Consider the following 14,065-nt stretch of genomic DNA (forward strand, 5'->3'; position numbering starts at 1 on the left):
AAAAATAATTTAATTGCCCTTTCACCTTATACTATCTCTCTTTTGTGGTGCTTGATGGTTTAAATATCACCACTGTTTATTCTTTTGATAAAGTTACTGAGAGTATGAATATGCAATTCCCTCCTTGCCCGAAATGCCAGTCTGAATACACCTATACTGATAACGATATGTATATCTGCCCTGAGTGCGCGCATGAATGGAATGATGCCGAACCTGTAGCTGATATTGATGAATTGATTGTAAAAGATGCCAATGGCAACCTGTTAGCTGATGGTGATACCATCACGGTTATTAAAGATCTCAAAGTCAAAGGCAGCTCTTCTATGCTAAAAATTGGTACCCGCGTTAAAGGTATCCGTTTGGTCGAAGGCGACCACAATATCGACTGTAAAATTGATGGTTTCGGTCAAATGAAACTGAAATCTGAGTTTGTGAAGAAAAACTAAGTTTACTTCACCCATTAAAAAGCCCTCAAAATTTGAGGGCTTTTTGTTTCTAATCTAAAAACTCTATTTAGATAACCACACCTTGGCTTGTCAGGTATTCGTCATAAGTACCTTTGAAATCAATTACTTTATCTTCTTTGATTTCTAAAATACGGCTCGCTAACGAGCTAACAAACTCACGGTCATGAGAAACGAAAATTAACGTACCTTTGTATAATTCGAGGGCTAAGTTTAATGACTCGATAGATTCCATATCCAAGTGATTGGTTGGCTCATCCATAATCAAAATATTTGGCTGTTGCATCATTAACTTACCAAATAACATACGCCCTTGTTCACCACCGGATAACACTTTAACTTTCTTTTTAATGTCATCTTGAGAAAACAGTAAACGGCCTAAAATACTGCGCACCGCTTGCTCGTCATCCCCTTCACTTTTCCACTGACTCATCCAGTCAAACACAGTTAAATCCGTTTCAAAATCTTCTGCGTGGTCTTGGGCATAATACCCAATGCTGCTGTTTTCTGACCATTTAACCATTCCACTCGTTGCAGGCTGTTCGCCCACCAGCGTTTTTAAGAATGTGGTTTTACCGATACCATTAGCACCAATAACTGCCATTTTTTCGCCAACTTCCAGTAATAAATTGACGTTTTTGAATAATGGCCCTTGGTCATAACCGTTCGTTACCGCTTCTAATTCCAGTGCATTACGGAACAATTTTTTCTCTTGTTCAAAACGAATGAATGGGTTTTGACGGCTAGACGCTTTCACTTCATCCAATTGAATTTTATCAATTTGACGTGCGCGTGAAGTCGCTTGTTTCGATTTAGATGCGTTAGCGCTAAAGCGGCTAACAAAAGATTGCAGTTCTGCAATTTGTGCTTTTTTCTTCGCGTTATCTGCCAGTAAACGCTCACGTGCTTGAGTTGCCGCGATCATATATTCATCATAGTTACCAGTGAATAAACGCAATTCACCGTAATCTAGATCAGCCATATGGGTACATACGGTATTTAAAAAGTGCCTATCATGGGAAATAATGATCATAGTACAGTTACGATCGTTCAGCACTTGCTCTAACCAACGAATCGTATCGATATCCAAGTTATTCGTCGGCTCATCGAGTAATAAGATATCAGGGTCAGAAAATAGGGCTTGAGCCAACAGTACCCGCAGCTTCCAGCCTGGCGCGACTTCACTCATCGGCCCATAGTGTTGTTCAACAGGAATACCCACACCCAGTAATAATTCACCTGCGCGCGCTTCCGCACTATAACCGTCCATTTCACCATAAGCGACTTCTAGGTCAGCCACACGGTAGCCGTCTTCTTCGCTCATTTCAGGTAAGGCGTAGATTCTATCGCGCTCTTGTTTGACGTCCCACAGCTCGCTATGGCCCATAATCACGGTATCAAGTACGGTAAATTCTTCAAATGCGAACTGATCTTGGCGAAGTTTACCAATACGCTCATTTGGATCAGTCGTGCTCACATTTCCAGCTGTAGGGGTTAAATCTCCCCCTAAAATCTTCATAAACGTGGATTTACCCGCGCCATTTGCGCCGATCAAACCATAACGGTTGCCTGTGCCAAATTTAACTGAAATGTTTTCAAACAGTGGCTTACTGCCAAACTGCATAGTGATATTGTTCGTTGTTAACACTGCTATGCCTTAAATTAAACGGTGTAAAATAGCCTGCGATGATTAGGGGTCTATGACTACAGCGTGCAAAACAACCCAAAATAGTGATTTGAGCAGCAAAATACACTCCATGTATGGTCATTAGAGTATGGCAGGTATAAATAGCGGCGCATTATGCCATATTACACCGCTTAGATCTTGTGCTGTTTTCAGCAAATTGATTAACACGAAAGGAAAGGCTGACTAAATGCCAAACTAAAGAGCGATCCCCATAGTACGGCTGATCTCGGTTAGCCCTTCTCGCTCATAAAATTTAATCGCTTTATGGTTTTGCGCTAACACTGACAACTCCAAGTGGCTTAGTTGTCGACTTTTTGCCCAGGCTTTCATCGCATTTAGTAATTTTTGCCCTGCTTTTTCACCACGGAAATTAGGAGCAACCACTAGGTCAAAGATATAACCAAAATTTCGAGGAACAACACAGTTATAAGGGTCAGCAGCTTGTTGTTGTGCAATACAAAACCCTTTAATCTCACTGTTAAATTCAGCAACTAATAAACAAAATTTATCGTCAATAATCGCATTTTCAATAAATTCCCTAGTCTGCTCCGCTGGTTGTAAACGTTCAGGGTCGAATAATGCCATTTCCGAAAACAAAATTTGGTAAAGCGATAAAATGGATTCTACATCACTTTTAATAGCTTCCCTTATCATGCATTCCTCTCTGTGATTTTAATATTAACGCTAGTCGTAGGTTTTAATTGGTGGGGCGACATAAGATTCAAAACTTTCTAATAACTCAGCGGGAGAATCATTCACAATCGCCATATGACGGTATTTTTCATGGAGGAAACCTTCATCTGCCATCTTATTTGTCATATCAATCAATGGTTGCCAATAATTATTAATATTAAATAAAGCGCATGGCTTAGCATGTAAACCAATTTGGCTCCAAGTAAATACTTCTGCATACTCTTCAAGCGTGCCATAACCGCCAGGCAAAGCGACAAAGGCATCCGCAAGCTCAATCATTTTACTTTTACGCTGATGCATCGTTTCAACTTTATACAACTCAGTTAAATTCTTATGAGAAATTTCACGTTCTTCTAGCAATAATGGGATCACCCCAATCGCTTTTCCCCCTAATGACAATACGGTATCAGCAACTGTCCCCATAATTCCCACGCTCGCTCCACCATAGACTAACGTGATATCACGTTTAACCATTTCTTTAGCAAACTCAATGGCTTTTTGCTGATAGACCTCATTTTTTCCCATACTGGAACCACAATACACTGCAATACTTTTAATTTTTCCCATTTGTTCCTCATTTTCCATTTTTATTGTGACTTTTTAGTTAAAGCACTGAATTATACGAGCCTAATACAGAAGCTCAAGCTTCACTCTTCGCCATAATAAAATGAGACTTACTCATGTTTATAGCACTGCTATTCACCTAAACCAACATGTTGACAACCAATAGAGCACATTTACCCCCTTATTCTCTATAGCTAAACCATAAACAAATATAAAGCCGTGCTGTTTTATGAGATAATCTTTAAGAAATTATTTTTCATCACTGAATACTTATTTTCTAAATATTTATTATCAATTAAGTTACGTTTTCCGAGGTTTACTTATTTATGTCTGCCGACACTAAAAAGAGCGCATTTCCGCTATTACCTATAGGGTTATTACTGCTTGCAATGACCTCTATTCAAAGCGGAGCTTCTTTAGCTAAAACTTTATTTCCTGTTATCGGCGCTCCCGGTGTTACTGGTTTACGTTTATTGCTTGCTACTATTATTTTGTTCGTTATTTTTAAGCCTTGGCGTTTAAAATTCAGAAAAAATTCGCTAGTTCCATTGCTTGCTTATGGGTTATCCCTAGGTACGATGAATTATTTGTTTTACCTATCTCTTGAACGAATTCCATTAGGGATAGCTGTTGCTTTAGAATTTACTGGTCCTTTAGCCGTTGCGATGTTTTCTTCTCGCCGTCCGATTGATTTTTTATGGATAGCCCTTGTTATTGTTGGGTTATTATTCTTACTTCCAATCGGCGATAATATTGATTCCATTGATACACTCGGTGCTCTCTATGCTCTCGGAGCCGGTGTCTGCTGGGGGTTATATATTATATTCGGGCAACGTGCAGGAGCGGGTTACGGTGCAGCAACCGTTGCAATAGGTTCATTTATTTCTGCCATGATCTTCTTCCCTATCGGCTTAATGCAAACAGGTGTCGAGGTGATGTTCGACCCCTCAATTTTACCTATTGCACTAGCAGTCGCGATTTTATCAACCGCATTTCCTTATACATTAGAAATGATCGCGCTAACGCGTTTACCAGCCCGAACTTTTGGTACATTGATGAGCCTTGAACCTTGTATGGGCGCATTTTTAGGAATTGTTTTCCTAAATGAGCACTTAACGATGACTCAATGGTTGGCATTATTATGTATTGTCTGTGCTTCTATTGGCTCCACCTCAACAGCAGTACCAAAGTCAAAAATCGAAAAAGTGTCCTAGCCACTAAAAGCTCGAAGCAAACAAAGACAATCAAGGTTAATAAATTCGATATATAGATATTTATTAACCTTTTTTCGTGTAAAGTTTTATTCATCAATTTGAAATAATCTATTTTTATTTCTAGTTTATGCTTTAAATAAAAAATTATTATCTCTATCGCACTTATTGTCAAAAACGATTAGTACCGAAGATCCACAATTAATTAACGGTTAATAAAGTATATCGAATAGACCTATTAAATTAATCGTTTATTACATTATGACAAATTAGTTTGGTTATTTTATATTTATTGACAGATGAGGTTACTAAACAAATTCATATTTAAGAGAGGATGAATCATGAGCACAGCTAAATTATTTAAAGCATCTTCAAATGAACTTTTATATACACGTAATGATATGGAAGACAGCGTAAAATTGGAAACCATTGGAATTCTTAATGTTATGGTGGTCCATTTTACCGATCTCTCTCTAATGACTAAACAAGCCCACTGGAATATGCGTGGCCGTAATTTTATTGCTATCCATGAAATGCTAGATGGCTTTAGAACCACGTTAGTTGAACATTTAGATGAATTCGCAGAGCGCGCGGTTCAATTGGGAGGTGTTGCTATTGGTACAACGCAAGAAGTTAACCGCTTCACCTCGTTAGAAGCTTACCCAATTAATATCCATAGCGTACAAGACCACTTAAAAGCGTTAGCCGACCGCTATGCTATTGTCGCGAATGATATCCGTAAAGCCATTGATGAAGTGGAAGACGAAGACACTGCGGATATGTTTACCGCAGCTTCCCGCGATATGGATAAATTCCTCTGGTTCTTAGAAGCAAATATTGAGTAATGTCGTAAATAGAGTCAATTAAAATTGACCAATGGCCACTGTAGAGTGGCCATTTTATTTGCGAGTCATTAACTATAATCAAACTGTTATTCAAATACCTAAAAATAAAATAAGTTAACTTAGTTATTTACTGTTTTTAGGTATTTCAGGTTGCTCTATAGGAAATACAGGTAATGCATTTAATAGCCTTTTACCATAATTTTTAGTTAGCAAACGTTTATCATAAATAATAATTTCACCATAGCACTCATGACTACGAATCAACCTACCTGCTTGCTGTATCAAGTTAAATGAGGCGCTAGGTAAACTTTGTACTTCAAATGGGTATCGCTTCAATGATTTCAACCAATCCCCTTCGGTGATAATCACAGGGTTTGTTACTGGCGGAAATGCAATTTTATGAATATGGACCTGAGTTAAATATTCCCCTTTTAGGTCTAACCCCTCAGCAAACGATTGTAAGCCAATTAAGGCACTAGATTGCCCTTGGTTAATTCTTTCGCAATGTGTTTCGACTAACCGGTAACGTGGTTGATCTCCTTGAACTAAAAGCTGCAAACGCAAATCTTTTACGTGCTCAAGAAAACCTTCCATCGCTCTTTGGCTACTAAATAAAACCAGTACTCCACGGTGAGTATTTTTAGTGAATTGTTCACGGAAAAATACTGCCATTTCCGCTAAGTGTTCAGCTTCAGTGTTTATCGTTGGCTCATATTCCATTTTAGGAATAATAATTTTTCCCTGCTCAACATGGTTAAAAGGAGAAGACAATGTCACGAAGCGGTCATCACTTTTTTCGGATAACCCAGTAAGTTCCATAAAACGTGAATAACTGTTCAATGACCTCAGTGTTGCCGAGGTAATCACAATATGAGGAACATTTCGCCATAACAAATGTTGTAATTGTTCGCTGACTCGGATCCCTGCACAATGCATAAAGAAGCGAGATTGGTTTTTCTCATAACGCCGACTTAACCATTTTGATACAGGGGCACCTGAACTTTGTTCTAATGCCGCCAACCGCCAAAGCTTCGACATATTTTCAAAGTACCCCATAGCCCTACTAGTCACAATAATGGAGCGATGTAAGCGGACAATATCTTGCTTCGCAGTTTGTTCCGTCAAATCATTTAAGATGGCTTCCGCCAGCCCCTGTAATGCATCAGTTTGCTTAAACAAGGCCTGACAGCTCAGTTGCATAGCTTCAGGCAATACACCAAGCGGAAATAAATATTCAGTTTCTTTTGATGTTTCTGGTAATAATGCATTCGCTAATAATGAGAAATCACGAAATGTTTCACGTAATTTTTCTGCATGTTGCTGTAACCGTTCGGGGTTAGCTAACTTTGGTGGCTTCGCCGGACGAAATTGCCCCATGTACTGCCCAACATGCTGAATAAAGCTATCAAGCTGTGCCGTTAGTTGAACTAACGTAATTTCGCCTTCAACTTCAAGGGCATCCCTTGCTACATCCGGAACATGATGGCCTTCATCAAGCACTAATAATAAATTTTTCGGGTCAGGTAATACCGATTCACTTTCCATTGCAGCCATAACTAACGCATGATTAGCAACCACCACATCGGCATCTTCGATTTCCCGCCTAGCAATAAAAAATGGGCAACGCTGATAAAATTGACAATTACGACCTAAACAATTCATTTTATCTGTGCTGACTTTGCGCCATAAGCTATCACTAAATGCACGTTTGTGGTGATCCCTTAGCCCATCCCATGCAAAACTCTGAAAGTCATGCCGCAGTTGCTGACAAATAGCCCGCTCTTCACTATTCGCAATTTCTGTTTTATCTTCCACCAATAACATTAAATCAATTTGTTCGCCTTCCGCGGCACAAATAGCTTCTAAATTACGAGGGCAAACATAACGAGCACGCCCAAACGCCCCTGTATATTTTAAATCAGGAATAATTTTGCTTAATAAGGGTAAATCTTTACTATAAATTTGATCTTGTAATGCCACATTCGCTGTACTAACCACTAAGGTTTTACCTTCTTCCCTACCAACCGCTATCCCCGGTATTAAATAAGATAGCGTTTTACCCACCCCAGTAGGTGCTTCTATGACCAAATGGCGGCCGTCATCATCTGCTAAATTTTTTGCAACTTGCGCGATCATCTGCCGCTGCGGGGCTCGGGAAACAAACCCGTCAATTTGTACGGACAACCCTTTATACCACTGAGTTATTTGTTCTTTAGTTTTATTCGACAGGGACATAAATTATGCAGGTGACCAAAGTTAAAATGAAAGATAACGAAACTGACAACAATACGGAATATGTAAAAAACGCTTTTGCCAACCGCTTCGCAAAACTACTGTATTAATACCCATTATACATAAAAATTGGGAAGCTTTTTGCAAAACGCCCATTCTGCAACAGAAAAAATAGCTTTTAACTTGTTTGCAACACTCATCCGGTTATACTTTGAGTTCTTATATCATTTGGATTTTTATCACTAGGCAGGCTATAGAAAATGAAAAAGGTTGTTATCGCACTTTGCGCATTATGCGCTTTTGGTTCTGTAGGCGGTATTGTTTTAGCGGGTATGAACATTTATACACGTTCAACCACACCACTTGAGCAAGGGCAACCGCAATCCCCTTCAGCACTGCCAGCACCCAATCAAATTCAGTAATTTTAAAATAATTTATCAGCCCAGGATGGAGATAGCTTATGTACAACGATTATTTCGTAACCCCACAATGGTTAAATTCACATCTATTTGATGATAACATCATTGTACTCGATGCTTCTTCTCCACCACCGACCGCACCTTATGATTGCCGCCAACAATATCTAGAAGAACATATTCCTAACGCTCAGTTCTTTCATCAAGATGAAATTGCAGACAAAAGCTGTGATTTACCCCATATGCTGCCAAGTGCCGATGTTTTTAGCCAAGCAGTTAGTGCCATGGGTATAGGTAATGACACCCAAGTTATTATTTATTCACAGAATAACTTATTTTCATCCCCAAGAGCTTGGTGGACTTTCACCACTATGGGCTGCAAAAACGTTAAGATTTTAGCCGGTGGCATCGATGCTTGGAAAGCAGCAGGGTTTGATGTTCAGTCCGGGGAAGTCACTCCGCCAGCTGCGAAACAATTCCATGCCATACGTAAAGACAGTAACGCACTGAATCAAGAGCACATGCTTGATATTGTAAATCAAGGAAAAATTCAAATTATTGATGCTCGTGCAGAACCACGCTTTCTTGCCAAAGCGCCAGAACCACGTCCGGGTCTACGTATGGGGCATATTCCTGGGAGCAAAAACGTCCCATGGGATCTTCTCGTTGAAAAGGGTGAATTCAAATCACCGGAGCAACTTAAAGCTATTTTTACTAAACAAGGTGTGGATATCCATGCACCTTCAGTGATGACCTGTGGTTCAGGAATGACCGCAGCTGTGGTATTAATGGCATTAACATTATTAGGTAACCAAAACGTGCGTTTGTATGATGGTTCATGGGCCCAATGGGGGCAAGATAACGGCCTGCCAATCGAGTCGTAATCCTCTTCTTCCATAAAAATATAAGCCACTTGATATTTAAGTGGCTTATAGAATGAAGATTTACCAAGTAGAGGAAATGGTTATTTGGCAAATATCCCGGCTAAGAACAGTACGACAATCGCACCGATAACCGCGACAACAAAACTCCCAAAGTTGAAACCATCAACTTTTCCTTTACCAAAGAAAGTACTGATGTAACCACCCACAACGGCACCAACAATCCCCAGCACGGTGGTCATAATGAACCCCATGTGATAAGTACCTGGCATCAGCCACTTAGCTAAAACACCTGCAATTAGACCAAAAATAATCCAAGCAATTACACCCATCTTACGCCTCCCAGACTAGGTAATTTCACTATAATGTCAAAATGTTCTCATATAATAGTAGAGCTTTAAATAAATAAAATCGCTCTCCTACCAATTAAGTAAAGACCCTATAAGTTAATTTCGCAACTATAAAATTTTGCCAATCAACATTATTCATAACTAATTGCTCACAATTTCAGTTATCACTTGCGCAATCTGTTGGGCATTTTTTAACGACCTAACCTGAGAAAAAAGTTCATCTGCTTGATGATATTCTTTACGTAAATAGCCTAGCCATTGCTTAATCCGGGCTGCATGGTAATGGCCGGTATCCCCTTGTTTTTCAAGTTCTGTATACTTTAATAACAACCTGCCAACTTGCTCCCAAGGCATTTTAGATTCATTAAATTTGACCACTCGACTTAGGTTTGGGGTGTTTAGTGCTCCACGGCCAATCATCACGGCATCACAACCTGTGATTTCAAGGCAGCGCTGTGCACTTGCATAGTCCCAAATTTCACCATTAGCAATCACTGGGATCGATAATTTACGGCGGATCTCTCCAATGGCAGACCAATTAATACTCTCTGCTTTATAACCGTCTTCTTTGGTTCTACCATGGACAGTAAGTTCTGTTGCCCCCGCCTGTTGAACCGCATCTGCAATTTCATAAGCAAATTCGGAACTATCCCACCCCAAACGAACCTTAACCGAAATAGGTAATTCTTTTGGAACTGCTTCACGCATTGATTTCGCAGCTTGATAAATCAAATCAGGTTGCTTCAATAACGTCGCACCACCACCGTGGCCATTAACTGTTTTTGATGGACACCCGCAATTTAAATCAACCCCCCAAGATCCTAACTCGACCGCTCGATTTGCGTTCTCTGCCAACCACTGAGGGTGTTGCCCTAATAACTGCACGCGAACTAATGTCCCTGAAGGGGTACGACTGCCATGTTTTAGTTCAGGGCATAAACGGTAAAAAGTTTTTGCCGGTAAAAGAGTATCAACCACGCGAACAAACTCTGTTATGCACAGGTCATAGTCATTAACTTCGCTTAATAGACAACGTACTAAAGGGTCTAAAACTCCTTCCATAGGAGCTAATAAAACGCGCATAAATGGCTCACAAAAAACGTAATAACACCTGCTTATCATACCGTTTATTGAATAGATGAGCAGGAAAATTCTAAGATGGGGGTGACCAGTGACAGGCTTGAAATAGTTTCACAGGTAGCTCTAGTTAATGCCATTAACATTAAAAAGAGCTACAAGCTTTATGGAAGATTAGCTGTCACTTCGCCCTTGTTTGACTTTTTTCTGGGCGTTTTTCCATGGGGAACTTGCCCCCTTCCCTGAACTAGGCTTTGACGATGGCGAATTACTGCGACGTGGTGGTTTACCTTGATTTCTATCACCTGAACGACGTTCATTGCGTTGTGGTGTTTTTTGAATAGGCTCCGCCTTTATGGAGGGGTCGGGCTCATAGCCTTCAATCGCCATCAATGGAATCGATTTTTTCAATAATTTTTCAATATCCTTGAGTAGCTTAGCCTCATCGATACATACTAAGGAAACTGCCATCCCAGTTGCTTCTGCACGGCCTGTACGACCGATACGGTGAACGTAGTCTTCTGCAACATTAGGAAGCTCAAAATTCACCACATAAGGAAGCTGTTCAATATCAAGGCCACGAGCTGCGATATCCGTTGCCACTAACACACGAATATCTCCAGATTTAAAATCAGCTAATGCACGAGTACGAGCCCCTTGGCTCTTGTTACCATGGATAGCAGCAGCTTTGACACCATCTTTATTTAAATGCTCAGCGAGACGGTTTGCACCATGTTTTGTACGTGTAAAAACAAGAACTTGTTGCCAGTTTTCACGGCCAATCATAAACGAAAGTAATTCCGCTTTTCGTTTTTTATCAACCAGATGAACATATTGAGTCACTTGCTCAGAAGCTGAGTTTCGCGGAGCAACCTCAATAGTTACAGGGTTATTGAGTAATTTATTCGCCAATTGTTTGATTTCGTCAGAAAACGTCGCTGAGAACAATAAGTTTTGACGTTTTTTAGGTAATTTATTAATCACCCTACGAATATCATGAATGAACCCCATATCTAACATACGGTCAGCTTCATCCAGAACAAAAACTTCGACTTGGGAAAGATCTACTGCATTTTGGTGTTCTAAATCTAATAAGCGCCCCGGAGTTGCAATTAAGATATCAACCCCGCCACGTAACTTCATCATTTGTGGGTTAATACTTACCCCACCAAAGACGACAAAAGAACGAATACGCAGGTGACGGCTATATTCTTTTACATTTTCAGCAACTTGCGCTGCAAGCTCCCTTGTTGGCGTCAAAATTAACGCACGAATAGGCTTGCGATCCTTTCCTGCTCGAGGAGTTGTAATCAGCTTCTGTAAAATTGGCAATGTAAAACCCGCTGTTTTACCTGTACCAGTTTGGGCGCTAGCTAAAAGGTCGTTTCCTGCAAGCACGGCTGGGATAGCTTGTTGTTGAATAGGCGTAGGGCTTTCATAACCTAATTCATTAATGGCAAGCAAAATTTCCTCGTTTAACGCGAGGTCTGAAAAAGTAGTCAAATTAAATTACTCCGGGCTTCACCGCTTCAAATTGAATGTGGCAGTTATGGGGGAAGTGAGTCAGAAGAAAAAGCGCAAACTGCCGTGCGACACTGTGTAAAATTCTAACATTATTTACAGATGATAAATATATTAATTTAGTTTGGTTAATAAATTAATATAAAATCCGACCCACATAGTATATATACTTACATTGTACTATGAGATGTCGTTTTTTACTTTTTATAAAAATGAAAAGCCATTAAGAGCTAATTAGGTGTTATTTAATTCTGAATTTTTAAAGGAATGGTTATGAATACAGGTTCATCGTCAACGTTGCGAGGAGAAAATGCGAAAATGCAATTGCTTCTCACTGCTGCTGATGTATATGGAGAACAAGGGCTTGATGGCGCTACTACACGCAAGATCGCACAGGCATCAGGGCAAAATATTGCCGCAATTTCTTATTATTTTGGCTCAAAAGAAGGTCTTTACTTAGCGGTAGCTCAGCTTATCGCAAAAACTATTCGGGACGATTTCCATGATGTTTTTCAAGCAATTGACAACTTTCTAAATCAACCTTTGTCAGTACAAGTAACTGATGATGCACTTGATTTACTACAAAAAACAGTCATTGCCTATAATCATTTTCAGTTGGAAAAGAAAAATTTAAGTTTTTCTCGGATATTAGCACGTGAACAACTCAACCCGACCGAAGCCTATACGGTAATCCATGAACAGGCTTTAGGCCCAATACATTCGCGCCTAAACCGCTTGATTGCGATTTACATTGGTGCTGACCCCAATCATTTAACAACGCTAATCCACACACACGCAATCCTTGGCGAAACACTTTCATTTCGAATTGCTCGAGAAACTTTGTTACGCCAAACGGGTTGGAAACATATCAATGAAAATGAATTTAAAATTATTAATCAAGTTCTTATTGAACATACAAATATATTATTAGCAGGCTTACGCCATCGCAAACAATATGAAAAGTGATATGATAAAATAATTAAAGTGATTCATTCACATTGATAATAACTAGAGGCTGGTGATTTTATTGCAGCTGGTGCCACATTTCTCCATTAAAAACAGCGGCCTCTAACAACAAAGTTTGTTTTCATATCGTTGATTCTTTAAGTAAGGTTAGCTATGAGCAATAAAAACCGTTCTGTTGTTGTTTTCATTATTCTCATATTAATCGGTGCTGCAATTGGTGGTTATTACTACTATCAATCACAGCAAGACAAAATATTAACACTCTACGGCAATGTTGATGTCCGAACGGTAAATCTTGGTTTTCGAGTGTCAGGTAAGCTCAAATCCCTAAGCGTTGATGAAGGTGCAAAAATTATTGCAGGCGAGCAACTTGGCCTACTGGATGATGCCCCCTACATTAACGCGTTAAATAAAGCCAAAGGGGTGCGTGACAGCGCCAAAGCCCAACTTGCTTTAAAAGAAAGTGGTTACCGTACTCAAGAGGTTGCACAAGTTGAAGCTGAAGTGGCTCAAAAACAAGCGGCTTGGCAATATGCCGATAACTTCTATAAACGTCAGCAAGGGCTTGCTGCCTCCCGCGTTATTTCAGCTAATGATTTAGATAACGCGAAGAACAATCGAAACCAAGCATTTGCAGCCCTTCAAGCGGCACAAGATAAACTAAATCAATACCAAAGCGGTTTTCGCCAAGAAGAGATAGCTGCCGCTCGAGGCGAATGGTTACAAGCCGAAGCGGCTGTCGCTCAAGCTGAACTCGACTTACAAGACACCGTTTTAACTGCACCTTCCTCTGGGACTATTTTAACCCGAGCAATCGAACCTGGCACAATCATCGGTGCAGGTAATACCGTATTTAGCGTCACTTTAACAAGTCCTGTTTGGGTCAGAGCCTATGTTAGCGAACCGCACCTCGGTGATGCCATCCCCGGTAGAGAAGTCTTGCTGTATACGGATAGCCGCCCAAATCAGCCTTACCATGGTACCATCGGGTTTGTTTCCCCTACCGCCGAGTTTACCCCTAAAAGCGTACAAACACCGGATTTACGAACCGATTTAGTCTATCGACTACGTATCGTCGTCAATGATGCAGATGATGCTTTACGCCAAGGTATGCCTGTGACTATTCAATTTACTGATAATAAACAGTAAGAGTTTGCT

General features: G+C 40.1%; 14 protein-coding genes. 7 read left to right on the top strand and 7 right to left on the bottom strand.

The window, feature by feature from the left end:
- Window positions 1–110 precede the first annotated feature (110 nt).
- A complete protein-coding gene (locus tag M1F17_RS14515) occupies window positions 111–446 on the top strand; it encodes a zinc ribbon domain-containing protein YjdM (protein ID WP_004909208.1) in 336 nt (111 codons plus the stop codon).
- Window positions 447–513: 67 nt separating this feature from the next.
- On the opposite strand, the gene M1F17_RS14520 is transcribed toward M1F17_RS14515, so the two are convergent.
- The 3 genes from M1F17_RS14520 to M1F17_RS14530 all read right to left on the bottom strand — a co-directional run bounded on the left by M1F17_RS14520 (window position 514) and on the right by M1F17_RS14530 (window position 3,411).
- Window positions 514–2,088, bottom strand: coding sequence for an ABC-F family ATPase (locus M1F17_RS14520; protein WP_004256567.1), 1,575 nt, complete (start codon window positions 2,086–2,088; stop codon window positions 514–516).
- 258 nt (window positions 2,089–2,346) lie between these two features.
- Window positions 2,347–2,805 carry a GNAT family N-acetyltransferase gene (locus M1F17_RS14525; protein WP_094962434.1) on the bottom strand — a complete coding sequence of 153 codons (459 nt, stop codon included), beginning with the start codon at window positions 2,803–2,805 and terminating at the stop codon, window positions 2,347–2,349.
- 30 nt (window positions 2,806–2,835) lie between these two features.
- A complete protein-coding gene (locus tag M1F17_RS14530; protein ID WP_094962433.1) occupies window positions 2,836–3,411 on the bottom strand; it encodes a TIGR00730 family Rossman fold protein in 576 nt (191 codons plus the stop codon).
- Between the two features lie 323 nt (window positions 3,412–3,734).
- Here M1F17_RS14530 and rhtA point away from each other — a divergent pair, with 323 nt between their 5' ends.
- Together rhtA and dps are read left to right on the top strand one after the other, a co-directional pair.
- Entirely contained in the window at window positions 3,735–4,622 is an 888-nt protein-coding gene (gene rhtA, locus M1F17_RS14535; RefSeq protein WP_004256572.1) for a threonine/homoserine exporter RhtA, read from the top strand.
- Window positions 4,623–4,960: 338 nt separating this feature from the next.
- Complete coding sequence (gene dps / locus M1F17_RS14540; RefSeq protein ID WP_004256573.1) at window positions 4,961–5,464, top strand: DNA starvation/stationary phase protection protein Dps; 504 nt, start codon at window positions 4,961–4,963, stop codon at window positions 5,462–5,464.
- Window positions 5,465–5,587: 123 nt separating this feature from the next.
- Here the strand turns inward: dps and dinG are convergent, their stop codons facing one another.
- Window positions 5,588–7,699 (bottom strand): ATP-dependent DNA helicase DinG, encoded by a 2,112-nt coding sequence (dinG, locus tag M1F17_RS14545; protein WP_094962432.1) that lies wholly within the window; start codon window positions 7,697–7,699, stop codon window positions 5,588–5,590.
- Window positions 7,700–7,956: 257 nt separating this feature from the next.
- Between dinG and M1F17_RS14550 the strand changes: the two genes are divergently transcribed.
- Both M1F17_RS14550 and sseA read left to right on the top strand, forming a co-directional pair.
- Window positions 7,957–8,118, top strand: coding sequence for a hypothetical protein (locus tag M1F17_RS14550; RefSeq protein ID WP_004256593.1), 162 nt, complete (start codon window positions 7,957–7,959; stop codon window positions 8,116–8,118).
- A gap of 38 nt (window positions 8,119–8,156) precedes the next feature.
- Complete coding sequence (gene sseA / locus M1F17_RS14555) at window positions 8,157–8,996, top strand: 3-mercaptopyruvate sulfurtransferase (protein ID WP_094962431.1); 840 nt, start codon at window positions 8,157–8,159, stop codon at window positions 8,994–8,996.
- A gap of 80 nt (window positions 8,997–9,076) precedes the next feature.
- Here sseA and M1F17_RS14560 read toward each other — a convergent pair whose 3' ends face one another.
- From M1F17_RS14560 to rhlE, 3 genes are all read right to left on the bottom strand, one after another.
- The gene (locus M1F17_RS14560; RefSeq protein ID WP_004256598.1) at window positions 9,077–9,325 is read right to left on the bottom strand and encodes a GlsB/YeaQ/YmgE family stress response membrane protein; all 249 of its coding nucleotides are present in this window, start codon (window positions 9,323–9,325) and stop codon (window positions 9,077–9,079) included.
- A 159-nt stretch (window positions 9,326–9,484) separates the two neighbouring features.
- Window positions 9,485–10,426, bottom strand: coding sequence for a tRNA dihydrouridine(16) synthase DusC (gene dusC, locus M1F17_RS14565; RefSeq protein ID WP_096864122.1), 942 nt, complete (start codon window positions 10,424–10,426; stop codon window positions 9,485–9,487).
- Window positions 10,427–10,594: 168 nt separating this feature from the next.
- Complete coding sequence (rhlE, locus tag M1F17_RS14570; protein ID WP_110591365.1) at window positions 10,595–11,923, bottom strand: ATP-dependent RNA helicase RhlE; 1,329 nt, start codon at window positions 11,921–11,923, stop codon at window positions 10,595–10,597.
- 285 nt (window positions 11,924–12,208) lie between these two features.
- On the opposite strand from rhlE, the gene cecR reads away from it, so the two are divergent.
- Window positions 12,209–12,907: a transcriptional regulator CecR gene (cecR, locus tag M1F17_RS14575; RefSeq protein WP_004256610.1), complete on the top strand. Its 699-nt coding sequence runs from the start codon at window positions 12,209–12,211 to the stop codon at window positions 12,905–12,907.
- A 153-nt stretch (window positions 12,908–13,060) separates the two neighbouring features.
- Window positions 13,061–14,056, top strand: a complete 996-nt coding sequence (hlyD, locus tag M1F17_RS14580) for a secretion protein HlyD (RefSeq protein ID WP_318837043.1) — start codon at window positions 13,061–13,063, stop codon at window positions 14,054–14,056.
- Window positions 14,057–14,065 lie beyond the last annotated feature (9 nt).

This window comes from Providencia sp. PROV073, from assembly GCF_033688125.1.
Classification (GTDB): Bacteria; Pseudomonadota; Gammaproteobacteria; order Enterobacterales; family Enterobacteriaceae; genus Providencia; species Providencia hangzhouensis.